The sequence below is a fragment of the Sporanaerobacter sp. PP17-6a genome (assembly GCF_900095615.1).
GTDB classification, from domain to species: Bacteria; Bacillota; Clostridia; order Tissierellales; family Acidilutibacteraceae; genus Acidilutibacter; species Acidilutibacter cellobiosedens.
The window spans coordinates 44,009-68,936 of record NZ_FMIF01000017.1; the positions used below are offsets into that span (position 1 = coordinate 44,009).

General features: G+C 35.8%; 18 protein-coding genes and 1 riboswitch. Of the genes, 12 read left to right on the plus strand and 6 right to left on the minus strand.

Annotation, left to right across the window (positions count from 1 at the left end; all coding sequences use genetic code 11):
- The first annotated feature begins 17 nt into the window (after positions 1-17).
- From PP176A_RS08610 to PP176A_RS08620, 3 genes are all read left to right on the plus strand, one after another.
- Positions 18-635 carry a TetR/AcrR family transcriptional regulator gene (locus PP176A_RS08610; RefSeq protein WP_071140067.1) on the plus strand — a complete coding sequence of 206 codons (618 nt, stop codon included), beginning with the start codon at positions 18-20 and terminating at the stop codon, positions 633-635.
- A 69-nt stretch (positions 636-704) separates the two neighbouring features.
- Positions 705-2,483, plus strand: coding sequence for an ABC transporter ATP-binding protein (locus tag PP176A_RS08615; RefSeq protein WP_071140068.1), 1,779 nt, complete (start codon positions 705-707; stop codon positions 2,481-2,483).
- On the plus strand, positions 2,480-4,228 hold the full coding sequence (locus tag PP176A_RS08620) for an ABC transporter ATP-binding protein (protein WP_071140069.1): 1,749 nt from the start codon (positions 2,480-2,482) through the stop codon (positions 4,226-4,228). The genes PP176A_RS08615 and PP176A_RS08620 overlap by 4 nt, the downstream gene beginning before the upstream one ends.
- Positions 4,229-4,295: 67 nt before the next feature.
- Here PP176A_RS08620 and PP176A_RS08625 read toward each other — a convergent pair whose 3' ends face one another.
- Positions 4,296-4,553: a glutaredoxin domain-containing protein gene (locus PP176A_RS08625; RefSeq protein ID WP_071140070.1), complete on the minus strand. Its 258-nt coding sequence runs from the start codon at positions 4,551-4,553 to the stop codon at positions 4,296-4,298.
- A gap of 248 nt (positions 4,554-4,801) precedes the next feature.
- Here PP176A_RS08625 and PP176A_RS15890 point away from each other — a divergent pair, with 248 nt between their 5' ends.
- The 3 genes from PP176A_RS15890 to PP176A_RS08640 all read left to right on the plus strand — a co-directional run bounded on the left by PP176A_RS15890 (position 4,802) and on the right by PP176A_RS08640 (position 8,940).
- Positions 4,802-5,893 (plus strand): uridine kinase family protein, encoded by a 1,092-nt coding sequence (locus tag PP176A_RS15890; RefSeq protein WP_083381876.1) that lies wholly within the window; start codon positions 4,802-4,804, stop codon positions 5,891-5,893.
- A 111-nt stretch (positions 5,894-6,004) separates the two neighbouring features.
- Positions 6,005-7,276, plus strand: coding sequence for a 2-hydroxyacyl-CoA dehydratase subunit D (locus PP176A_RS08635; protein ID WP_071140071.1), 1,272 nt, complete (start codon positions 6,005-6,007; stop codon positions 7,274-7,276).
- Positions 7,273-8,940 (plus strand): acyl-CoA dehydratase activase, encoded by a 1,668-nt coding sequence (locus tag PP176A_RS08640; protein ID WP_071140072.1) that lies wholly within the window; start codon positions 7,273-7,275, stop codon positions 8,938-8,940. Before PP176A_RS08635 ends, PP176A_RS08640 begins: the two co-directional genes overlap by 4 nt.
- A 119-nt stretch (positions 8,941-9,059) precedes the next feature.
- On the opposite strand, the gene PP176A_RS08645 is transcribed toward PP176A_RS08640, so the two are convergent.
- The 5 genes from PP176A_RS08645 to PP176A_RS08665 form a co-directional block, all read right to left on the minus strand.
- A complete protein-coding gene (locus PP176A_RS08645) occupies positions 9,060-9,638 on the minus strand; it encodes a hypothetical protein (RefSeq protein ID WP_234958890.1) in 579 nt (192 codons plus the stop codon).
- A 317-nt stretch (positions 9,639-9,955) separates the two neighbouring features.
- On the minus strand, positions 9,956-10,720 hold the full coding sequence (locus PP176A_RS08650; protein ID WP_071140073.1) for an ABC transporter permease: 765 nt from the start codon (positions 10,718-10,720) through the stop codon (positions 9,956-9,958).
- Entirely contained in the window at positions 10,717-11,634 is a 918-nt protein-coding gene (locus PP176A_RS08655; RefSeq protein WP_071140074.1) for an ABC transporter ATP-binding protein, read from the minus strand. The genes PP176A_RS08650 and PP176A_RS08655 overlap by 4 nt, the downstream gene beginning before the upstream one ends.
- Positions 11,634-11,834 carry a PLDc N-terminal domain-containing protein gene (locus tag PP176A_RS08660; RefSeq protein WP_071140075.1) on the minus strand — a complete coding sequence of 67 codons (201 nt, stop codon included), beginning with the start codon at positions 11,832-11,834 and terminating at the stop codon, positions 11,634-11,636. The genes PP176A_RS08655 and PP176A_RS08660 overlap by 1 nt, the downstream gene beginning before the upstream one ends.
- A complete protein-coding gene (locus PP176A_RS08665; RefSeq protein WP_071140076.1) occupies positions 11,834-12,952 on the minus strand; it encodes a helix-turn-helix domain-containing protein in 1,119 nt (372 codons plus the stop codon). The genes PP176A_RS08660 and PP176A_RS08665 overlap by 1 nt, the downstream gene beginning before the upstream one ends.
- 873 nt (positions 12,953-13,825) lie before the next feature.
- Between PP176A_RS08665 and PP176A_RS08670 the strand changes: the two genes are divergently transcribed.
- The 6 genes from PP176A_RS08670 (at position 13,826) to PP176A_RS08695 (ending at position 24,757) form a co-directional block, all read left to right on the plus strand.
- Positions 13,826-15,208 carry a hypothetical protein gene (locus PP176A_RS08670; protein ID WP_143037671.1) on the plus strand — a complete coding sequence of 461 codons (1,383 nt, stop codon included), beginning with the start codon at positions 13,826-13,828 and terminating at the stop codon, positions 15,206-15,208.
- 275 nt (positions 15,209-15,483) lie between these two features.
- A complete protein-coding gene (locus PP176A_RS08675; protein WP_071140078.1) occupies positions 15,484-16,089 on the plus strand; it encodes a non-canonical purine NTP pyrophosphatase in 606 nt (201 codons plus the stop codon).
- A gap of 74 nt (positions 16,090-16,163) precedes the next feature.
- Positions 16,164-17,078, plus strand: coding sequence for an AEC family transporter (locus PP176A_RS08680; RefSeq protein WP_071140079.1), 915 nt, complete (start codon positions 16,164-16,166; stop codon positions 17,076-17,078).
- A gap of 157 nt (positions 17,079-17,235) precedes the next feature.
- Positions 17,236-19,800 carry a GH39 family glycosyl hydrolase gene (locus PP176A_RS08685; RefSeq protein ID WP_071140080.1) on the plus strand — a complete coding sequence of 855 codons (2,565 nt, stop codon included), beginning with the start codon at positions 17,236-17,238 and terminating at the stop codon, positions 19,798-19,800.
- A 165-nt stretch (positions 19,801-19,965) separates the two neighbouring features.
- A complete protein-coding gene (locus PP176A_RS08690) occupies positions 19,966-24,018 on the plus strand; it encodes a collagen binding domain-containing protein (RefSeq protein ID WP_071140081.1) in 4,053 nt (1,350 codons plus the stop codon).
- Positions 24,019-24,127: 109 nt separating this feature from the next.
- Entirely contained in the window at positions 24,128-24,757 is a 630-nt protein-coding gene (locus PP176A_RS08695) for a class D sortase (RefSeq protein WP_234958891.1), read from the plus strand.
- A gap of 81 nt (positions 24,758-24,838) precedes the next feature.
- Positions 24,839-24,923: riboswitch (cyclic di-GMP riboswitch) on the plus strand.
- Positions 24,924-24,928 lie beyond the last annotated feature (5 nt).

The following is a 24,928-nucleotide window of genomic DNA, read 5'->3' on the forward strand; positions in this document are numbered from 1 at the left end:
TATATAGAGGTGAGATTTTGAGTCAGGATGAATTGTTTACGAAACAAAATATTTTAGAAGCCGGAAAGAAGGAATTCCTTACAAAAGGCTTTAAGTCAGCATCCCTTCGTAAGATTGTGAAGGAGGCCGGAGTAACGACGGGGGCATTTTATGGTTATTATCCCAATAAAGAAGCATTGTTTTCTGATTTGGTAGAAGAACCGGCAAAGACAGTTATGGACAAATTTATGGAAGCTCAGATTGCCTTTTCTGAATTGTCTGCGGAGAAACAATGTGAACAAATGGGTAAGATGTCTGGAAATGCAATGAAATGGATGGCAGAATATATCTATGATCATTTTGACGCATTTAAATTGATTATCTGTTGTGCGGAAGGAACGAAATATGAAAATTATATTCACAGAATGGTAGAAGTCGAAGTAAAATCAACTTATCAGTTTATATCCACATTGCAATCGTTGGGATATTCCGTTCGGAAGATTGATAAACAGTTATGTCATATACTTGCCAGCAGCTTATTTTCCGGATTTTTTGAAATGGTTGTTCATGATATGGAGAAGGAACGGGCGATGAAGTATTTGAAAGACTTAGAGGAATTCTATATTACAGGATGGCAAGGAATTTTAGGGCTGTAGAAGCTCTAAATTTTTCTCATGAAGTTAGTTTAAACTAACTCAACCCAAATAAAAAGGAGTGTGCATTTTATGGAGAAATCAAAAAGCTTACTTTTTTATGCAGGCAATTATAAAATTTTGACTTACCTTGCTTGCATTTTTTCGGGAATTAGTGCATTATTGGCACTTATACCTTTCATTTATATTTGGAAGGTAGTGGAAGAAATCTTTCGGGTAGCGCCGGATATTACGAAAGCAGAAGGACTTCCTCATTACGGACTCATGGCAGTCGTATTTGCTGTATTGAGCATGTTAATTTATTTTGCAGCATTGATGTGTTCCCATATTGCCGCTTTCCGTACGGCAAGGAATATGAGAAGTATGGCATTGAATCATCTGATGAAATTGCCGCTTGGATTCTTCGAAGAAAATGGCAGCGGAAAACTCCGCCGTATTATTGACGAAAGCTCGGGGCAGACAGAAACCTATCTTGCACACATGCTTCCTGATTTGGCCGGAGCTTATGTAACACCTGTCGGCGTTATTGTATTGCTGTTTGTATTCGACTGGAGATTAGGGATTATAAGTCTTATTCCTTTTGTTATAGGTATTGTGTTTCTTATGAAAATGATGGGGCCGTCTTTGGCGGGGTCCATGAAGGAATATCAGAACGCATTGGAAGATATGAACAATCAGGCAGTAGAATATGTACGGGGCATACCTGTCGTAAAAACTTTTCAACAAAGTGTTTATTCTTTCCGAAATTTTCATGAATCAATTCTTCGCTATAGAAAATGGGCAATAAATTATACCATCTCTTTGCGAATGCCCATGTGTGGATATACTGTCAGTATCAATGGAATCTTTGCTTTTTTAATCCCAGCAGGTGTACTGTTGATTTTATCCGCAGTGGATTATAAGGCCTTTCTTTTAGACTTTATTTTTTATATTATTTTTACTCCGATTTGTACTGTAATGATGAACAAGATTATGTTTTCCAGTGAAAATGCTATGCTGGCAAAGGATGCGCAGAGACGAATTGAATCTATATTAAATGAAAAACCTTTTGAAAAAGCAAAAAGTCCGGCAGTACCGAAGAAAAATGATATTTCTTTTGAACATGTTTCCTTTACTTATAAAGGTGGAAAAGTTCCGGCATTAAAAGATGTGTCATTTCAGATCAAAGAGGGGAAGACAGTTGCTCTTGTCGGTCCGTCCGGAGGGGGGAAGACCACAGCAGCAAGTCTTGTGCCGAGGTTTTGGGATGTAGATGAAGGAAAAGTTTCCATTGGAGGGGTGGATGTACGAAATATGGATGAACAGGAACTGATGAACCGTGTTGCATTTGTTTTTCAGGACAATCACCTTTTTAAAACAAGTATTCTGGAAAATATTCGTATTAGTAAACCGTCTGCCAGTCGGGAAGAGGTATTGACGGCAGCAAAGGCAGCTATGTGTACGGATATTATTGATAAGCTTCCTAATGGAATGGATACAGTTGTGGGAACAAAAGGTGTATATCTTTCAGGCGGGGAAATTCAAAGAATTACTCTTGCCCGTGCGATTTTAAAGGACGCGCCGATTATTATTTTGGACGAGGCCACAGCTTTCGCAGATCCGGAGAATGAATATCAGATTCAGAAGGCATTTGATAGGCTGACAAAAGGAAAAACAATTTTGATTATTGCACACAGACTTTCCACTGTAAAAAATGCCGATCAAATTCTTGTTATTGTGGATGGTTCTATTGCAGAACAGGGAACTCATCAGGAACTTCTTCAAAAAAATAAGGTTTATGCAAGAATGTGGACAGAATATGAATCCTCTGCCACATGGAAAGTAACAGTAAAAGGAGGTGCCAAGGCATGACAAATTATTTAAAAAATAAATTTGCTTTAAGTGAACAGGGAGCAAAAGATTTGCATAAGGCAATCTGGAGCTGTACGGCAACGGATATAAGTTTGATGTTTCCGGTTGGCATTTTGTATTTGCTATTAAAAGAACTTTGTCTGCCACTCTTTAACGGAGGAAGCATGGAACTGAATTTATGGATGTATGTGGGGTTGTCCGTTTTGGCCCTTGGCATCTTATTTGTTTTAGAATATATTCAGTACAATAGCACTTTTCTTGCATCCTATTCAGAGAGTGCGAACCAGAGAATCAGTTTAGCAGAACTGCTCCGTAAGTTGCCTTTATCTTTCTTTGGGAAAAGAGATTTGTCGGATTTGACAACCACAATTATGTCTGACTGTGCCATGGTGGAAACAGCATTTTCCCATTATATACCGGAATTGATAGGTGCTGTTCTTTCTCTAATTCCTGTCGGAATCGGGTTATTTGTTATAGACTGGTCTATGGCTTTGGCACTTTTATGGGTAATTCCGGTTGCTTTTTTCATTGTGTTTGCTACCAAAAAGCTGCAGGATGGTTTTGGGAGAAGAACAAAAGCCAAAAAACTTGCATATGTTGACGGAATTCAGGAATATATAGAAAATATCAAGGACATAAAGGCAAGCAACCAGAACAGAAGTTACTTACGAAATTTGGAAGAAAAGCTTGCTGTTTTTGAAAAAGTTTCTATAAAAGGTGAATTGATTACTGGGATTTCTGTTACTAGTGCACAGATGTTTTTGAAGATAGGAATTGCTACAACTGTACTGGCAGGTTCAATATTTTTGGCAAAGGGTAGCATTGATTTTCTCACATTTTTGATTTTTCTCATTGCAGCATCCCGTGTCTATGAACCGTTAGCTGCTTCGCTACAAAATCTTGCGGCGGTATTTAGTACGTTGCTGACTGTGGAACGTATGCGTGAGATCCGCAATCAACCAATACAGGAAGGTTCTGAACAGACAGAATACAAAGGATATGATATTGTATTTGAGCATGTAGGATTTTCTTACCATAGAGGGGAAACAGTATTGGAGGATGTTTCTTTTACGGCAAAGCAAGGGGAAGTGACTGCTCTTGTGGGGCCATCGGGCGGCGGCAAATCCACTGCTGTAAAGCTAACGGCACGGTTTTGGGATATTCAGAAAGGGAAAATCACATTAGGCGGTACCGATATCAGTACAGTTGATCCGGAAACCTATTTAAAGAATTTTTCTATTGTTTTTCAGGATGTCGTTTTGTTTAACAATACGGTCATGGAAAATATCCGCCTCGGGAAACTAAACGCAACGGATGAGGAAGTTCTGGCAGCAGCAAAGGCAGCGCAATGTGACGAATTTGTTTCCAAGATGCCGAAAGGCTACCAAACTATGATTGGTGAAAATGGCTCTGCCTTGTCCGGAGGTGAGAGACAGAGAATTTCTATTGCCCGCGCATTGTTAAAAAATGCTCCGGTTATTTTGCTGGATGAAGCTACAGCTTCACTGGATGTAGAAAATGAGTCTCTTGTTCAGTCGGCTATCAGTGAGCTGATAAAAAATAAGACTGTGCTGATTATTGCCCATCGTATGCGTACCGTAGCAGGAGCTGATAAAATTGTTGTTCTTTCGGAAGGCCATGTTGCAGAACAGGGGACACCGAAAGAATTGATGAAACAGGAGGGCATTTACCGTCATATGGTAGAACTTCAGACAGAAAGCCAGAATTGGGCACTGAACGGATAAACCGAAAATTGGAATTATCAAAAGAGGAAAATATTAAAAATTAATATTTTCCTCTTTTGCTTATATTTTATATTTTTAGTTCATTATAATCGAAAATAATTTTTTCTCCATCATTTATAACGATACAAGGTATTCCTATCTTTCCTGCTTCTTTAATTGTATTGAATTCAGGACGGGTGTCTCTATACTTTAAAAACCTCTTTAAGTTCATCAGGCTGTCAGTAATATCTAAATATGCGAATTTAACATTATTACCCGAAAAAAACTCTTTTGCAGGTCCACAGTCTGGACAATACTTACTTCCAAATAAAATTATTTTTTCCATATACATCACTCCTTGAATTGCTAGTTTTTTATATACCTTATCTTTTATAATTATTATAGCATTATTATTATAATATTTATTGAAGGATATTTTGAATTTATAAGAAGATTTGCTTTTAACAATATTTTTGGTTAGAGTTAAATCCTATGATATAATATGTTCAGAATATATAAACTATATTATCAAAGATTTTATGCTATCAGGAATAAAAATATAATTATAATTATATTTTGAGGAGAGATATCAAATTGAAAAACACGTTGCAGGATATTTTAATTTTTCATTGTTCCGAATATCCGGAAATGGAGCTTCAGGATTATATAAAACTGATTTATCAAAATGAATTTGGAAGCGGTCATATGATTTCTAATGTGTATGATAGCGAATTGTTTTTAAAATCAGAGTATGAAGAAATATTAAAGGAAGAAAGCCGAGGGGAAAATTCGTCTTTTATTGAATCGATAGGGAATCACCTTTGCCGGGTATACCTTAATCCGGCTAAAATAACATTTAATTTTCTTCCTATGTTAAACCGGCTATTTGTTGCTACGGCTAACACTCATAAAGGCTCTATTCCCGAGTTCCAAAGAAAGGTTTCTTTTTTGCATGAAATGGCAGCAACGGGGCTTCTTCCGTTAAAAGAAGAAACGGTAAAATCATATTTGAAAGAGTATTTTTCTTTAGGCTGCCCTCCAATGCATCACAGCAAAACTTACAGGGAAAAATATAATCCCCACTACCGGGTGATAAAGATGTTATATGCTTTTTATTTTCCTGTTTTTCAATCCATACAAGAATTAGAGAATAAAGATAAACGTGTAATCATCGGAATAGATGGCAGATGTGGAAGCGGAAAGTCAATGCTTGCCGATTTGTTGTCGGAAGTTTTTTCATGTAATATATTTCACATGGATGACTTTTTCCTTCCTAACTCCCTTTGCACAGAAGAGCGCCTTTCCAGACCTGGAGGGAATATAGATTATGAACGATTCATGAAGGAAGTAATGGATCCTCTGTCAAAAGGACGGGATGTATGCTTTCAACCATTTAATTGTATAACTCAGAAATTTGGACGGCCAATAAGGAAATCTCCCAAATTTATTTCTGTAATAGAAGGCAGTTATTCTTTTCATCCTATTCTTAGTGATTTTTATGATCTGAAAATATTTTTGACATGTTCTAAAGAAGTACAGAAAAGAAGGCTTTTAAACAGGGAAGGAGAAGAAAAACTGCATCATTTTTTAGAACGCTGGATTCCGATGGAAGAATATTATTTCAGTACTTATAATATCGAAAATAATTGTAATTTAAAATTGGATACAACTGACTTTTGTGGATAGTGATAAGAAATTGAGATATAGATTTATACCCGAAAATATTCCAAATTTCTTATTGACCGTACGAAGATTATGTTATAATAATTAGTAAATTACGAATGAGGAGGTAACGCTATGGGTACTGTAGTAGAAAAATTCGGAGAAATGGTAAGAAAAAATGTTGAAAAGAACCCTTCAAGAGCATTGGAACTATTAAGGGCAGGCTATTTTATAAGTGGTAAGCAGATGAAGTACCTGCCAAAGCATCAGTTGCTTCCTCACCAAAAATATGCTGCTGTAGTCAGTAACCGTGCAATTCGGGCACCTCTTACAAGTCCGGATCATTCAGCTGTAGTAAGTGTGTTTACACCCTGCGAGTTATTACATGCTATGGGCATCATGCCTCAGTTTACTGAGGGACTTGCTTGTTACATTAACGGAGCCAAAGCAGAGAGTGCCTTTATCAGATTTGCCGAGAATGCCGGTATTCCGCAAACCTATTGTTCTTACCATAAAATTCTCATTGGAGCGGCATTATCAGGTGTTTTACCTAAGCCTCGTTTTGTTGTGAATACCACTCTTGCCTGCGATGCTAATAACAGTACCTTCCGTCTGTTGGCGGATATATGGAAGGTACCCCATTTCACTCTTGACATTCCCTATCGTAGCAGTGATAGGGAGGTTTCCTATGTGGCGGAACAGATGAGGGAGTTTGTACTTTTTTTGGAGGAAACTTTAAGCCAAAAACTTTCAGAGAAAATGTTACGGAATGTCATTCGAAGGGAAAACAGATCAATCCGGCTGTATCAGGAATTTTTCAACGAGCTTTCACAAAAGGTTTTGCCTAACGATATGACCTCGGAAATGTATAAAATTTTTCTTACTCATGTTTTATTAGGAACAGGAGAGGCTGAGCATTACTTTGAACTTCTGGTGGATGATGCACAGAAATCAGAACCATCAAATAATGAAATTCGGATCTTATGGGTACATTCTCTTCCTTTTTGGCAGAGATCCATGAAAAATATCATTAACTTCAATCCGAGAGTCCAGCTTTTATGCTGTGATTTAAATTTTGATGTTATGGTTGAACTGAATGAAGAAAACCCTTATGAGTCCATTGCAAAAAAACTTCTTTCTCACTCCTTGGGAGGAGAAAATACTCGGCGTACGGATAGGATTCTTGAAATGGCAAAATTACTTCATGCTGACGGCATTGTATATTTCTGTCATTGGGGTTGTAAACATACTTTGGGTGGTGCTAATGCTGCAAAGTGTATCCTTGAAGATGCAGGATTTCCTACATTAATTTTGGACGGTGACGGCTGTGATAGAGGAAACGTTAATGACGGTCAAATGAGTACCCGAATGCAGGCATTTTTAGAGATACTGGAGGCAAAAAAATGATAGAATATATATGTAAATACACCCCTGTAGAAATTCTTAAAGGATTTGGAGTAGAACCTATGTCATGGAATTGTTCTGTTGATAACTTAGATCAAGCAGATAAAATTATTCATCGGAACATATGCGCCTTTTCCCGGGCATTAATTGAACATAGGGTAAGGGAACCTGAAAATGTGCTGATTTTGACCAACTGCTGTGATTCTATAAGACGTGTTAGAGATGTGCTCGCTTCACGAGGTCAGACTGTTTTTATCCTTGATTTACCTCACAGAGATGATCAGTGCTCAAGAAGATTATATAAAAAAGAACTGCTTCGCTTTATTGATGAATTCTCTGCTTATTCAGGTAGAAAATTTGATTTAACTTGTTTCAAGGCTGCCTGCGGGAAACTTCCTTTGCCTATATCCGGTCCGACAGTTGCACTTCTTGGGGCAAGGATAAACAATAGGCTGCTTGACCGTATCCAAAAGCTGTCTCCGCTTCCCGTTATAAATCTTACTTGTACAGGCAATCGGAGAATCGGTATTGCTCCTCAGACAGACGATATAGAGAAACTGATGGATTGGTATGCCAGCGAATTGCTTTCCCAGATACCCTGTATGCGTATGACAGAAATTGCCTCACGGCAGGAACTTATTAATGATCCGAATATTTGCGGAATTATATATAATACTATCAGTTTTTGTGATTATTACGGGTTTGAATATAAAATGTTGCGTGAAAAATTTTCTTTACCCATGTTGAAAATTGAAACCGATTATACAGGGCAGGGAGATGCACAGTTGGAAAATCGAATGAGTGCTTTTTTTGAGAATTTAAATGTATTATCTAAAAGGAATACATGTTCATATCCTAAAAATGAGAATTACAGTAAGAAGTTTTATATTGCGGGAATCGATAGCGGTTCGACTTCCACAGAAGCAGTAATCTTGGACAGTGAGCATAATATAGTTTCATCTGCTGTAGTGCCGACAGGTGTTAGCGTGCCGGATAGTGCAAAAAAGGCGTTTAAGGTGGCATTGCAAAAAGTGTCCTTGTCCGAAGAACGGATTGTTCGTACAGTTTCTACCGGATACGGACGTACTGCCGTGACTTTTGGGAACCGGGATATTACGGAGATTACCTGCCACGGAAAGGGAGCTTATTTTCTGAATCCGGCCATACGCACGGTTATTGATATGGGGGGACAAGACAGTAAAATTATCAGATTGAATTCGGATGGTTCGGTGAAGGATTTTGCGATGAATGATAAATGTGCTGCGGGAACAGGACGTTTTCTGGAAATGATGGCTCAATCTCTCGGCATTACCCTTGAAGAAATCAGCCTTTGCGGTCTAAAATGGGATGAAGAAATTACTATTTCGAGTATGTGTTCTGTTTTTGCTCAATCGGAAGTTGTCTCCTTGATTGCATCGGGAAAGAAATTGTCGGATATTGTGCACGGCTTGAATGTTTCCGTTGCATCAAAGGTGATTGCCCTTGGAGGACGAACCGGAGTGGAGCCAGGCTATATGATGACAGGCGGTGTTGCAAAAAATATAGGAGTTGTCCGGGCAATTGAGGAAAAACTTGGGGTTACGATTTATGTGCCTAAGGAGCCGGAAATTTGCGGTGCTCTCGGTGCAGCTTTGATAGCAATGGAGGATATCATGAATGAGTCTTGACTTGTACTCTTGCAAAACAACCGGCATGGAAAAACGTCAATCCGAAATAAATCAGCAGGAGGAAAGATAATAAAAAGCAGTGGGTTATGTTCCTCACTGCTTTTTATTATAATTTGTAATTACAATTCGAAGAAAAAAGGATTTTTTATTTGGTGTATTCCCCATATATCGACAGCCATTCTATACATCGCTTTGGCATGGATTCTGTCATGCCAAATAAAGCGACGGAGGACTTTTCGAAGTGTCCATTGTTCATCGCAGCTACCGTCAAATATTTGATTTTCAAGAAGAACTGGCATAGCCTCAACAGATTTGAGAGCATTAATACGGTTTTCTGAAATATCCGGCAAGTTATTAATATTAATGCCTATTTCCCTAATGTAATATGAAACTACATTGTTGGCATGAATATACATTTCGTTAGCGGTACGGGGAATTTCACCGTAAAATGTTTTTCTTGGATTTAAAGATGTTTGGTGCTTGTCCGGAATGGAATCATAAAGTGCCTTGAAATCCTTTGCAGACTTTATGACCAATAATTTCAATTTTTTATATTCATCTATATTGAGGGGAAATTTTTCAGATTCAAATAGAACGTCTGAATCGGCGTCACAGATTTGTAGATTACTTTTCTTTTCCTGAACAATTTGTATTTCGGACTTTTCTTTATTACAAAATTTTTTTCCCGTTGACCACATAATATACTGCTTAATTTCTTTATCAAACTTGTTCAGAGCTTCGTCTTTTGTCCTTCAACGGACGTAAGCTCCTATGTAATTGCTCGAATGAATTAAGTATCCCTCATCATTATATTCAATAACTGCTTTAATAAGTAATGGCATCTGCAGCACCTCTCAATCCTATTTGAACTAAATTTCAATATAATATATTATATCATGTAAATTATTATAGAAATAAATTGTTTTGCCTCAAAAAGAAAAATAAATAAAATACCTATTATTTTATTTAAGCACCTCTTTCCCAGAAGAAAAAAAGGTGCTTAAATAAAAAACAATTAAAGCTGTTTTTTTCTAAATATTGTAATGGAACTACCGACCATAATTAGAATACATATGACGGAAGTCAATACGGCATAGAAAAGGTTAGATGGCTTTACCGCCCGTGTCAGCAAGTCAACATTCTTTGCGGCAAGAGAGGAAGGATTATATTTTTGTATAGTAGATGCCATATTGCAAGCTGTTAATACTGCAACAACACCGCCTGTTATAAGTAAGGGACCATAATTATTTTTTATCAGTGTTGAAGCAAATAACAATACTGATAGTAGAAACATTCCAAAGAGCCATAAGCAAAAAACAGAAAACAATAAATTAGATGTTTGATCACCCGGGAATAAGTAAACCGTATATCCCCAGCAGACAATAAAAGCCAGCATATAGCTTAGCGTCCAGACAATTGCCATTGAAGTGAACTTGGACAAAATGACTGTACTTCGTAATAATCCCTTTGTCAGCATATTGATCAGCGTTCCCTTAGATAATTCTGTCGCCAAGATTCCATGGAACAGGATAACCATTACAATTAATCCCATCTGAGAGATGTTTTTGAAAAATTGAGTCCATGAATCTATTGCAGTCGGATTGGTTATGGATATGGTTATTCCTTCTGTTGTAAATGAAGAGAATATTTCCGGAAGCAATTTTGCCGTCAGGGGACTCATCATTCCAAAGACGAAAAAAACAATCAGCATGATAAACAATTTATATGTCCGTATGCTTTCGATAATTTCTTTTTTTAGGAAAATAAAATAGTTTCTCATTGTATTGCCTCCATAAACAAGTTTTCCAAAGTTGGTTCCATGATTTCAAACTTAATTGGAGTTATCTTTTTTTTAGCCAGCAGAGCAATTAGAAATTGGCCGTCCTTTTTTATGTCCAATACCTTTATGGTTATGGTATTTTTATCTTTCTTTGCTGTTATTTCAGGTGATTTTAATTCTTCACAATCCATAAAGGATTCAGCATCATCGGCCTTTGCAAATTCTATAACAAAACCGTTGTGTCGATGTTTTTTCTTTATATCGGAAAGGGTACCACAGAGGGCTAATTTTCCATCATGTAAAAGAGCCACATGATCACAAATACGCTCAACATCTGAAAGAATATGAGTGGAAAAAATAACCGTTGTTTTCCCCTTTATTGCAGATAAAATATCAAGAATTTCCTTTCTGCCTATAGGGTCGAGGGCAGAGGTTGGTTCATCACATATCAACAATGAAGGCTCATTAAAAAGGGCCTGTGCAATTCCGAGACGTTGCTTCATTCCCCGTGAGAAGCCGCTGATTCTTCTGTTTACCTTTTCTAAGCCCACGAGGGATATCAGTTCTTCACTTCTATTCTTAATTTTTGAATTTGATATTCCGGCAATTTCACCGCACAATTTAAGGTACTCCATTGGGTTCATATATCCATAGAACTCAGGAACATCAGGCAGATAACCGATGGAGACATTACTTTTCCTTTCTCCATAAGATACTTTTTCACCATGCACAACAATATCACCGCTATCGGGCTTTAAAAGCCCTAAAATCATTTTCATGGTTGTGGTTTTTCCCGCACCGTTTTGCCCTACAAAACCAAATACTGAATGTTCGGGAACAGATAAATCCAAACCTCTTATCACGGAATGATTACCAAAGCTTTTACAGAGATGTTTAATTTCTAAAATATTCATTAATCCTCACCTCTACCAAAAACAAAATAGATAATGGGACCGATAATCTGAATAAATAACACGATAAAGGACCACATGATTTTGTTTCCGAAACGATAGTGAGGATGCCTGATTACATGGATAAACGCAGTAACGGCCAGCACAAGTTCCGCAATAATAAGGGGAATAAGAAAAGGCCAATATTCCTTTAGAATTTCCATTATAATACCTCCTGACAATTATTTTTTAGTTTTTCAATTATTGTCTGAAAACGGCTATCACCTGAAAGTACTGCAAACGCAGGGTTATTTACAATCACATCAGTCATACTTTGCTTTATCGTTTTTTCATCTCGGGGCAGTTGTATTCCCAAATCAAGTTCGTCCAGCCAGTTATCCAGCAGATCAAAGAAATGATCCCCCTGTAGGTGCAGAGGATATATATTTCCTGTGACGATTTCCGTGTATTTTTCCAGCATATCGAGGGCCTCATTGTTTCTTTTCTGTGTAATATACCCTTGAGCAGCGGATATATAGGTATTGATAAAAACTGCCGGATGCAGATGCTTGAAATCGAAGGCTTCTGCTGTTATAAGAGCACGTTTCAGTACTTCATCAAATCTTTCCGGTTCGTCTGCACACAGCAGTAGATAATTAGGGAAAAAATTAAACAGGATAACAATATTTTGATAGATTCCAGCCTGTAAAGCAGTTTTTGCATCTTTTATTCTTCCTGTCATTTGGTATGCAGAAGCTAATAGTAATTCAGGAGGCAGTATCTGTGTATTCATTCCTTCAAGCAATTCTAGTGCAGCATTTGGATCATTAGTAGCAATACAACACAATGCCTCCATATACAATGCCTGCTTAGTCAATGACACATCATTGCTTTCATTCTTTACACGGATGAAAAGTTCCTTTGTTTCACGAATCAAGAGTGTCGTCTTGTCCGGATCTTTTGGTAACACACTATGATTTAATATAAGAATACCCATTTGCAGCAGCAGAGGAAAACAAGCAAAATATTTTTTTATAATTTGACGACAGTGTCCCATTACTTCGTCAAAGGGTTTTGATGCAAAGTCAGCGGACAGCTTCAGATATAATTTCCGAATATCCTCTTTTATCATTTGTGGTTCGTAGTCCATCAGATCATCAATGCTGATATTAAAATATGCTGCAAGTTCCGGAAGAAAAGTTATGTCAGGATAGCTTTGTCCTGTTTCCCATTTGGAAACAGAGGCTTTTGAAACCCCTATATAATTAGCAAGTTCATCTTGTGTGATTCCCTTTTCTCTTCGTTTTTTCACAAGAACTTTTGCAATATTTATTTCTTTCATAAAAATCACCTCTATATTTATTTTATCCGATAAATAGAAACTTACAATGGATTAGTGGCTGATTTTGGTTGAAAAAATCAACCTATGAGATACATAACGGATTCCTTAAAATATGAAGAATAATTTTGTACGAAATAATGATAAAAGAGCAATTATTTATTAATAATTTTAACAAAAATTAAGATATATCATTCAGAAATTATATGGGATAAGGGAACAAATAAAATTGAGATAAATTATGGCCAAAAAAATTTATTGAATCTTCATAAAAAATTTTGTGCGAAGATTAGGAATAACATTACAAAACATACATAAATAAGATAATACAAGCAAAAACTACACAGCAGTTTTAATATATTGGAAAAGATGAATGTTTTCCGCTGCGTTTCATAAACGCGAACTGCTATATGGTTTTGGCGAGTAACAGAAGTAAATTTTAATAATTTAACAGGGGGTTGTTATATGTTATACCTGCAGAGCAAGAAAGTTAATCTTAATGCATCAGAGGAATTTGACGTAGGCTTTCATATCAAACCTAATGCCGGATTTCTGGTAGGTTTTAGTGATTTGATATATACATACTCAGATAAAAAAGACCATCATGTCAAAGAGATTGCTTTAGAGATAAATTCAAGTATTATTGGCACAAATAAGATCCGTGTTAATGTTAATGCTGATATGATTGATAATGGCAAGAATCAGTCTAAAACCTGTGAAGACAGTTACATTACGATTAGCGTTTTTGCCTTTTCCGATGATGAGCTGATAAGTACGGATAGAGTGACAGCATTGACTGCATTCAAAGTGGGCTATGGGGATACTGATCACCATTTACAGGAGTACGGTGCATCTGTCAATCTAAAATCATCTTATATGCAAGATCAACATGACGATGACAGAGCCACAGGGACAGTAACGGGGATGTATATTGATCTGCCGAAAAGCATAGATGCTTCGGCACTGAAACCGGATGATATCAAATGCCAAGCAGTATTTATCAGCGGTTTTGCGATAAAGAAAAATGAATCCGACTGCCACGTTCTCACGACAGGCATTAACGTATCCGCAAATTATACGAGCATTAGTACGAACTGTATATTTAAAGATAATCACGGCGATCAGCAGCTTTCCCAAATCGGTTCCTATGCAAAAGCTACTGTTCTTTACTTAACCAAAAACGGAAATTTAGCTGTATTTATTCCCGATAAATATAAGCGAAGTGATGATGCCGTAAAGCTGGACGATGTTCCGAATCATTTTAAAAATATCAATGCAGACGGCATTAAGGAATATTGGCCGGGACATTTAGATTCAGGCAGCATCACAACTAAACTTGGACAAAAATCTCATATACAAGGGTTCGCGTCATACACGAACTTAAATATCCGTGTTTTTTCTCATAGTTATTTAAGTGATTATGGTTTCTTGATCTTCTCTTACCCAAACTCCTCAAATTATATTAAGATACCGACCTGTGACAATACATTTAATCATCCGGGTGGCATTCAGTCCATAGGGGATTATTTGCTGGTGTCATGTGAAAAATGTGATAGCAATAATGAATCCTACATCAGACTCTACGATATGTCCTTATTAAAATTAAATTTACCGCCTGAACCATGCGAACAATTTCAAATACATCGTAATAGTGAGAATGCCACAGCAGCCGGTATTACCAAATATGATGATATCTATGGTAAATGGTATTTACTCGTGGTACTAAACTGGGGAATATGCGATTTTTATAAAGCAAAAGCCGATAAACCATTGCCTGATTGCGAGTTTGTACATATTTCCCGTCGTGATATGGGAAAAATATGGGATCCTTACGGGAAGGGATATGATGTACAGTGTATTAATCTGGTCACACAAAGCAGAACAGAGCAGACTGATACTACAGAAAAAGTATATATGATTGCTTTTGCCACAAAGGAGTCAGGAGGACCAGCGGGTACATTTGAAGATCATGCTATTCTTATTTCAATTTGTCCGAAAGTCGAAAAAGAAATCAAACCATACGGTTGTACAAATGAAGGATTAGATTGTATCTGTTTTGTGCAAGACAAACATATATATTGCAAGCATAATGAAGCTGTAGGTAAACTGGGAGTACATTTCCGTTACGGTGCAGCCCTTGAGGTAAAAGATAAAAAACTGGTTCTATACGCGACAGGACGAAATTTTAGCAATGGCAAAGTTCTATGCAACTATTTTGTTGAAGATGCAGGAAACAAAGGTGATAATTATGATCGGTAAATTTTATCAAGCTGGCATTCTGTGTCATAGGTACTCTGCTTAGCATATAAATAAAATAATATGAACAGAACAGAGGAATATGGTGGTTAAAATCACTATATCCCTTGTTTTTTTATGCCTTAAATTAATAATTGATTTGGTTAGGGAAATCAACCTATGAGATATGTATAGTGGGTTAAAGCTAAAAAATAGTTTCAAATTACAACTTTATAGTTCCTCGGTATATTATTTATGATATCATATATTTAAATTTACTTATGAGGAGTTGAAAAAATTTGAAAATTTTATACGGAACAGGGAATATTGCAAAAATCAATTCTATGAAAAACATGCTGAGAAATTTAGAAATAGAAATTATTTCTTTAAATGATGTCAATTTAAAAGTAGAAAAAATATATGAAAATGGAAACAGCCCTTTGGAAAATGCCAAGATAAAAGCTTTTGCCTATTATAAAGTGTGGGGGAAACCTGTTTTTTCATGTGATTCCGCCTTGTATATAGACAGAATGGATTTTTATCATCAACCCGGCGTTCATGTAAGAAGGATAAATGGCGGAGAATTAAATGATGAGGAAATGATAAAATATTACACTGAACTTGCCTCAAAAGCAGGCGGTGAAGTAAAGGCAAAATACAAAAATGCAATATGCCTGATTTTAGATGAGAAAAAGGTCTTTGAATATGATGGAAATGATATTGCGGAAGAGTTTATCATTACTTCTGAACCACATAAGAAAAGAAAAAGAGGATTTCCTTTGGACTCAATATCCAAAGATATTAAAGCAGGTAAATATTATATGGATCTACCTTATTATACTGAAAGTCAGAAGAATATGATAAACGGATTTAGAGATTTTTTTATAAGCAGTTTAGCTCTATAGCGATTTCTATGATATAATAATAAACTGTGTGGAAAATTAGAACTTTAGATTTTACATGATAATGGGGGTTTGTTATGAAGGCCATTGTGACAATTATAAGGCAAATGGGAATTATGTACATATTAATGTTTATTGGGTTTATTGTATATCGAAAAAAGATAACTGATGAAAAAGGTTCAAGGCAGATGGCTAATTTACTGGTTTGGGTAATTAACCCGATAGTTATGTTAATATCTTATCAGATGGAATTCTCTATGGAAAAGCTGAAACAGTTAGGCATTTCTTTTGCTCTTTCTTTAGTTTCCATGATTATTGGCATCATTATAGCAGAGATTATATTTAAAGATAATCAAGGTATTGACAAGTTTGCGGTTAGTTTTGCAAATGGAGGGTTTATAGGTATTCCGTTAGTTACTAATGTATTGGGAGTTGAAAATGTATTTTTTTTATCTGCTTACTTAGTTTGTTTTGGAATTTTAAGCTATACTTATGGGATTTATAGAATATCAGAAGATAAGAGTTTGATTACATTAAAAAAGATATTAGTGAACCCGGGAATTATTGCAGTAATTATTGGTTTTCTAATTTTTATTTCTCCGGTTAAACTTCCCAAAATAGTTTATGATGCCTTTAATTTTATCGGAAACACCAACACTCCTATTGCAATGATAGTTTTAGGCACTTATATTGCGGAATCTGGTTTGACTACACTGTTTACAAATAAGCATACATATTTTATTTGTTTTATAAAATTGATTGTAATTCCGCTGATAATGGTAGGACTATATAAGCTACTGCCATCTTCTTTGAACGATATTAAACAGGTGGTACTTATTGCCATGTCTGCCCCGGTTGCTGTAACAGTATCTATGTTTTCCCAAATGTATGAAAGGGATTATAAATATGCTGCACAATTAGTTGGTCTGAGTACTCTGCTGTCATTAGTAACTATTCCGTTGATTATGCATTTGGCCAATATTTTTTGGTAGTACTTTAAGAAATATTTATAAAATGAATATGAAGTGGAAAAAACTTGGGGAAATTTAAATTGTATAAGATTGAAAGCTTTATTATTAAAAAGCTTAAAATTTTTATGCTTTAAAGTTAGAGGATTTTTATAGAATAATTATGGGGAGAAATGATATCATGGATTTCTTTTATGAATTTATAAAAAGGGATAGTGGATTTCCTTTTAAGGTGTTTATCCATAGTGTAGATGAATTTGAGATGCATTATCATAATGAAATGGAAATGATATTGGTATTAAGCGGTTCTATTGAAATAAAGGTGGAAAACAAAACATATATTTCTAAGGAAAATGATGTATTCTTAATAAACAAAAATGAAATGCACAGCATAAACAGGACAAGGGAAGACAATATATTGTTGGCATTGCAAATCGATTTGGAATATTTTTCCCAGGATTATCCTCAAATCAACAATATGGTTTTTGATTGCAAATCTTCTTGTTTTGAGAGAAATAACCGGGGAAAATTTGATTTGATAAGGAAGAATATTGCCCAAATAGTCTGGATTCTCAATAAAAAAAGAAAAGGATACGAACTTGAAGCAAGAAGTGAGATATATTTGATTTTGTCAGATTTGGTTAGATACTTTGATTATTATCTGGGAAATAGGAAAAAAGGTGATTCAAATAAAGCTGTAAGAAGAGTTAAAGAAATTGTGGAATATATAAATGAAAATCTTAATAAGGATATCGACCTTAAAAAAATATCGGATACCCAGAATATCAGTATTCCTTATTTATCTCATCTTATTAAAAATAATTTGGGTATAAGTTTTAAGGAATATTTAGATACTCTAAGGTTAAATAAGGCACTTAGCTTACTGACAAATACCAACAAAACGATAACGGATATTTCATATAGCGTTGGTTTCCCGAGTGTTAAATCATTTAATAATTCTTTTAAGAAAATATTCAAATGCTCTCCTACGGGATACAGAAAAAGAAACGTGAATGAACTGTACCTTCAGGCTCAAAGGCCCGAGGCTGCCGGAAAGCATAAGAAAGGCAGAACTTATCTTGATGTTGACAGGGAAGCTGCTTTAAAAAAGTTATTTTCGTATTTGGATTTGGAATCGGACACGGAAGAGGATTATGTCAATATTACCGGTGAAAAAGAGATCATAAAGTTAAATGACGGGGATAAAGGTACTTATTTTAAACATTATTGGGAAAAACTCATTACATTTACAAGGGCATCGGAAGGATTGAGGGAAGATTGGCAAAAACAGTTTAAAATATTGCAGAAAGAAATTGGTTTTAAATACATAAGATTTCACGGAATTTTTTCTGATGATATGATGATATGCAATTTGGATGAAAACTGTTCCATTGTTTATAATTGGAACTATGTAGACAAGTTGTTTGACTTTTTTAAAAAAGTAAATATCAAACCTTTTATTGAATTCGGATTTATGCCTTCGGAGATAAAAAAGTCCGATGAAACAATGTTTTGGTGGAAAGCGAATGTGTCCCAACCTAAGGATATCAGATTGTGGATAAATTTGGTGACGGAGTTTTTAAAACATTGTATTAACCGATACGGGTTAAAAGAAGTGGAAAAATGGTATTTTGAAGTATGGAACGAGCCGGAATTTGAATATATTTTTTGGGTTGGGAGCAAGGAAGAATATTTTAAATTTTATGAAGAGACTGCGAGGGCTGTGAAATCCGTTTCGGAGAATTTAAGAATAGGAGGACCTTCGATTACCTATATGGATTTGACCGATAAGTTGTGGATGGATGATTTTTTAACTTACTGTGTCAGAAACGACGTGCCCTTGGATTTTATTTCTATCCATATATATCCGGAATCATATGGAGAAGATATAAATTTTAAAGATACTATTGAAAAGATAAAAAGGAACAAAAATAAAGAAGAGTTTATCAAAGATTTAGAAAAAAATCATAAAATTTATTTAGACAAAGACCACACTTACTATGCACTGAAATTAATTGAAGAAAGAATAAAGAAAAACTTATCATACCGCCCCGAAATCCATGTAACCGAATGGAATGCTTCTTCTTATAGCCGAAATTTTATTCATGATACATGTTTTGTATCGACATTTATTATACACAATATTTTAAAATGTATGGGGAAAGCCGATTCTATGGGTTACTGGACATTTACCGATATAAATGAAGAACAGAAAGCCGGCATTTCCGAATTTCACGGGGGATTTGGACTTGTTACTAATAACGGATTGAAGAAACCGTCCTATTTTGCTTATTATCTGTTATCTAAATTAGGAGATGAAATTGTTCGGCAGGGAGAAGATTATATAATAACAAGAAAAGATAAAGATGTACAAATATTAGCTTATAATTATGCGTATTTTGACGATCTTTTCCTTCATGGAGATACTTCTGCATTAACCAAAACAAACAGATACAACATATATGAAGAAAATTCGGAGAAAGAAATTTTAGTTAGTATAAGGGGACTTTCAGGATACTATAAGATTACCGAGTATCAATTGAACAGAAAGAAAGGCTCAGTATTTGACCAATGGGTCAACATGGGGGCTCCAGAGAATATGAATCGGGAGGAATTGGAATATCTTAAAGGCAAGTCTTTTCCCCAAATAAAGGTAAAGTATTTAAAAACAGATGGGAAATTTGAAGAATCAATACATTTGCCGGTACATGGAGTGGAAATGATAACATTGGAATATAAGTTATAGCAGAAAAGGGTATAAATACAGGATATTTTCGACGAGAAGAGAAAATAAAATTTTATCTTATTAAAAAAGGGCATATGTAAAAGCATCATAAGGATAGATATAGAAAATATAATTAAATATAATAATTGATGTATGATTAAATTAATATGGGAAAGGGGAGTTTAATTGAAAAGCTTTTACAAACATTGTAAAGTCGAAATAATTCTGATAATTATTTTGACATTATTAGTACAATTACCGTTGTCAGGTCAGAATTTTTATTCTTATGCTGAAGAAGACACAAAAATGACCGAAGACGGTAAAGCAGAAGGGGAAGAAATATCGTCTGAAGAAGAAATTGAATTACAATCAAAAGAGAGAGAAGAGGTGTCTTTAGAAGAAGATGAATTGGATTCTGAGGATGGACCTAAAGAGGTCAATACAATTGACTCCGTTGAAATGAGGGATAGGGAAGGCAATATAATTGACGAAAATTCAGAAGAACCCATAAAGCAGGATTCTGCCGTGTCCTTATACTATACCTGGTCCATTAAGGATGGGCAGGAAGTTAAACCCGGAGACTATACGGAAGTAAAGGTTCCTGAAGAATTCAGCATATTCAATAATGTGGAAGGCGATCTTGTTATTGGCGGAGGAGAATCGGCGGGAAGGTTTTATCTTGACGCGTCGGGAAATTTAAAGCTGGTTTTTAATGAAACAGCAGAGGAACTTTCTAATGTAGAAGGAACGGTAAAGTTTAACACTGAGTTTAATGTTGAGGTTATCAAGGGAGAAAATCCGGTGGAAATAGTATTTCCTATATCCGGAGAAGAGTCCAAAACAATTGTAGTGAGATTTGAACCTGAGAATATTTCGGGACCGGTAGAGAAATCAGGGAAGGCAAACAGCAGCCTTAATGCAGACAGGATCACATGGATCATTGATGTAAACAAGTCCTTACATAAAATAGACGGGGCAGTGGTGACGGATATTTTATGTAACGGGCTGGAATTTGATGAGAGTTCAGTAAAGGTATATAAACTGAATGTAGACCTTGAGGGTAATGCTGAAATAAAGGGGGAACCCTTAAAAGAAGGATATACGGTAGCTGAGACCGATAACGGATTTACAGTGGATTTGGGAAATATTAGTACAGCTTACAGGGTCACATATGATACAAAGATTACAGACAGAACCCAGACTTCTTTTGATAACATCTCACAGTTCAATGGAGGAGAAGCTACGGCTGATGTCACTACGGAGAAGGGAAGCTCCATAGAAAAAGAAGGGAGACCCGATAAAAGTTATAATCCTGATGTAATCAACTGGACTATTGATGTGAATAAGTCCTTATCCGAAATAGAAGAAGCAGTAGTAACCGATACTTTAGATGAAGGATTGAACCTGAAAGAAGGTTCAATAAAAATTTATAATTTGGTTTGGGAAAACGGAGAATTTGTTGAAGGATCCGAAGTTTCTCCGGCTGATTATTCTGTGGATGAAGGGAAGCTTTCGTTTGGGTTGGGAGATATTAACAGTGCTTACAGGATAAAATATAGCACGGATATTATGGATGAAACCAAAACGGAATTTAAAAACAATGCAACATTTGGAGGAGAGACAGCTTCCGATACGGTAGAGATAAAGAGAGGAACTCTGATAGGAAAATGGGGAAAGGCTCATATAGGTTATAGTGAAAAATATATTGACTGGACAATTGATGTAAATACCAGGGAATCCGAAATGAAAAATGCGGTGGTGGAAGATAGTTTCGGACCCGGACAGAGTTTTCATGAAGGCTCCGTAGAAGTTTATAAATTGGAGTCAGATGGTAACGGCAAATTTACTGAAGGAGAAGAAGTAACACCGCAGATAGGATATATTGAGGATAAGGGAGAAGTCATAGGTTTTAAGGTAACTTTAGGGGATATTGACAGCGCCTACAGAATAAAATACCGTACGGATATTACAAATAATGATCAAGAAGGGTTTAGCAATAAAGCTTCAATATATTCCGGCACAGGACCGGGAACAGGAGAAGGTAAAAGTACAGAAATTACGGTGAAACCTGAAATAAAAAACTATTTTTATAAAGACAATATAAAGAATGGAATTGATTATGCTGAAAAGACCATGGATTGGAAAATTACAATTAAACCGATAAGGGAACCCATCAAGGCTCTTAAAATTGATGATACCTTCCCCAAGGGCGGATTGACTATGCTTCCTGATACAATAGTGGTTAAAAGAGGAAATGCTGAATTAATTAAAGATACGGATTATACTCTTAAGCCTAAGGAAGGAGAAGATTGGAGCAGAGGTTTTGTATTGGAGTTTAAAGACGAAGTGAAAGGAGAAGATTACGTTATTACTTATAAAACGCGATTCGATCCTTCTACTCATTCCAAGGGGGATATGGAATATATCAACGAGGCATCTTTTAGCTATGAGGGATTGGGGACCACCATAGAAAAAAGTGCATCTTATGATATAAGTGATATTGCAAATAACAACGGAAGCAAATTTGGAATTCTGGATAGAAATAATAAAAAAATCACATGGAGTATTAATCTCAATTATTTGTCTAAGAATATGGGAGATTTCGAGGTAACAGACGATATAGAAGAAAACCAGATTCTTGATAAAAACTCCATAAAGGTATATGAATACAGTGTTGATAAGGAAGGGAATATAACAGTTGGGAATTTGGTAGGCAGTAATAGATATGAAATTACGGAGCTCACGGATCATAATTTTAAAATTAAATTTAACTCCGCTAATAGTTCCTACCGTATTGTATTTGATACTAAGATTGTAGGGAAAACTCAGCCCGAATATGTCAATGAAGCTGTTGTAGGAGATACTACTTATAGGGGAAAGGTTTCCTATGAAGATTCTGAAAAGTTTGTGGAGAAGGAAGGAAAACAGTCCGGCAATGATATTAGCTGGAAAATTATAGTAAATAAAAGTCTTTCGGAAATTGACAAGGCTGCCCTTATAGATACATTGAGCTACGGTCATGAGGTTATAGATGACAGCTTTAAGGTATATAAGCAGCCGGGAAATAATTTGGTTTCTCCTGATGAATACAAGGTAACGGTAAATAAGCCAGATCTGACGACAGGAACTCAGACATTTAAATTTGAATTCCTAAACAAAATAGATTCCGTTTATACTATTGAATATAAGACGAGAATTACTACTGAAGAGGATAAGGCTTCAATTACAAACAATGTTTACTTTGAAGGAGAGGGAATATCTACCGAAAACCAGCCCTTTGAAAAGGAAATAGTTGTAAGGATTACGGAAGGCTCGGGAACGGGAAGTGGTGAACTTGGCACATTAAAGATAGTCAAAGTTGACGGAAGTAATTCCGAAATCAAATTAAAAGGAGTTGAATTTGAACTATTTGATTCTAATGGGAAAAGCAAGGGGACGGGAAAGACGGATGAGGAAGGAATTCTTATTATACCCCGTCTTAAATTCGGAAAGTATTTATTGAGGGAAATAGGAGCAGCCGACGGCTATCAAATTCTTGGAGAAAGTGACAATAGTATAGAAGTGGAGATAAACTCGAAAGAAGAAAAGGAAGTACCGGTTTATAATTATAGATTCGGTTCAATAAAAATTAAAAAGGTTGACAGTAAAAACGGGGATGAATTACTGAAAGGAGCAGTATTTGAAGTCAGAGATTCGAAGGGCGATATAATAGCAACCCTTACAACAGGTGAAGACGGCAGTGCTTCAGTCGGTGATTTGGCCTTCGGCGAATATAAGATAGCGGAAGTCAGAGCACCTTTGGGATACAGATTGACTTCGGGGGAGAAAGACGTGACCTTAAATAAGGACAATATTGATATAGAGCTGACATTTGATAATGATAAGATAATACCGAGAGAACCCGATGAAAAGGATGAACCGGATAATCCGGAAGGGCCGGTTAAACCCGAAATTCCGCCGGAAGTTGTGAATCCTCCGAAAACCGAAAATCCGGCAGAACCTGTAATTCCGACTGAACCGGAAAATCCCGGGGAACCTGAGAAGTCAGGAGAACTTACGGAAGAAAATGAAGGCAAAGTTCCCTTCGGAGATACGACGGTAGGTGAAAATGAAAATCCAAAGAATCCGTCCGTTTCTCGACTTCCGAAAACGGGAGAAAACGGGAGAGAAAAATTTTATGCTGCAGGAATATTATTTATACTGATAGGTATAGTTTTGAGGAAAAAAGTCAGAGGATAGTTTAAAAAGGCAGGGTTAAAAACCCTGCCTTTTTAAAGAAAGGTAAGTTGATATGATGAAAAGGAATATAATTTCGTCAATATTTATATTTATGGGAGTTTTGATATTAATGTATCCCAAATTAACAGAGATGTATGCTGATTACCGCCAGAAGCAGATGATAGAAGAATGGCAAAAAAGTTTGTCCTTTGTGGACAGGGGGGAAAAACCTGATGGTGATGGGACGAAAACAGGGTATGATGGCGAAGATGATAACAGCATTGTAATAGATAAATTTAAGAGATATAAAATTCTTAAAGATAAAGAAAAAAAGGAAGAGAAAGCCAAAGAAGAATATATTAAAAATCACATGGAAGGAATATTAAAAATCGATAAAATAGATTTAGAATTGCCTATATTGAAGGGTGCTACAAAAGAGAACCTGAAAATATCCATAGCAAGTGTAGAAGGTACCTGCGGAATAGGCGAAATAGGTAATTATTCCATAGCAGGACACCGAAGTCATGCCTACGGGAAAAATTTTAACAGGTTGGATGAAGTGGAAATAGGAGACATAATAAAGGTTGATAACGGAAAGAGGGAATATAATTATACCGTATTTGAAAAATTGTATGTTTCACCTAAGGATGTATGGGTATTATATCAAAACAAAAAGTACAAGGAAATAACTTTGATTACATGCCACCCTATGATAAATCCGACTCAGAGGTTGATAGTAAAGGGAAGGGTTATTCAATAGATATAGTTAATTAGGACTATATACAATTATAAAAATTTATGATATTATCAACCAATAATAAAATATTATTTGGTGATTTTCCACCGATAAAGGCAAATTTACCGAAAGGTAGAGACGCAAAGCTATAGGGTCTTCCTTATAAAAAAGATGACAGCCAGTTACCGAAAGGAG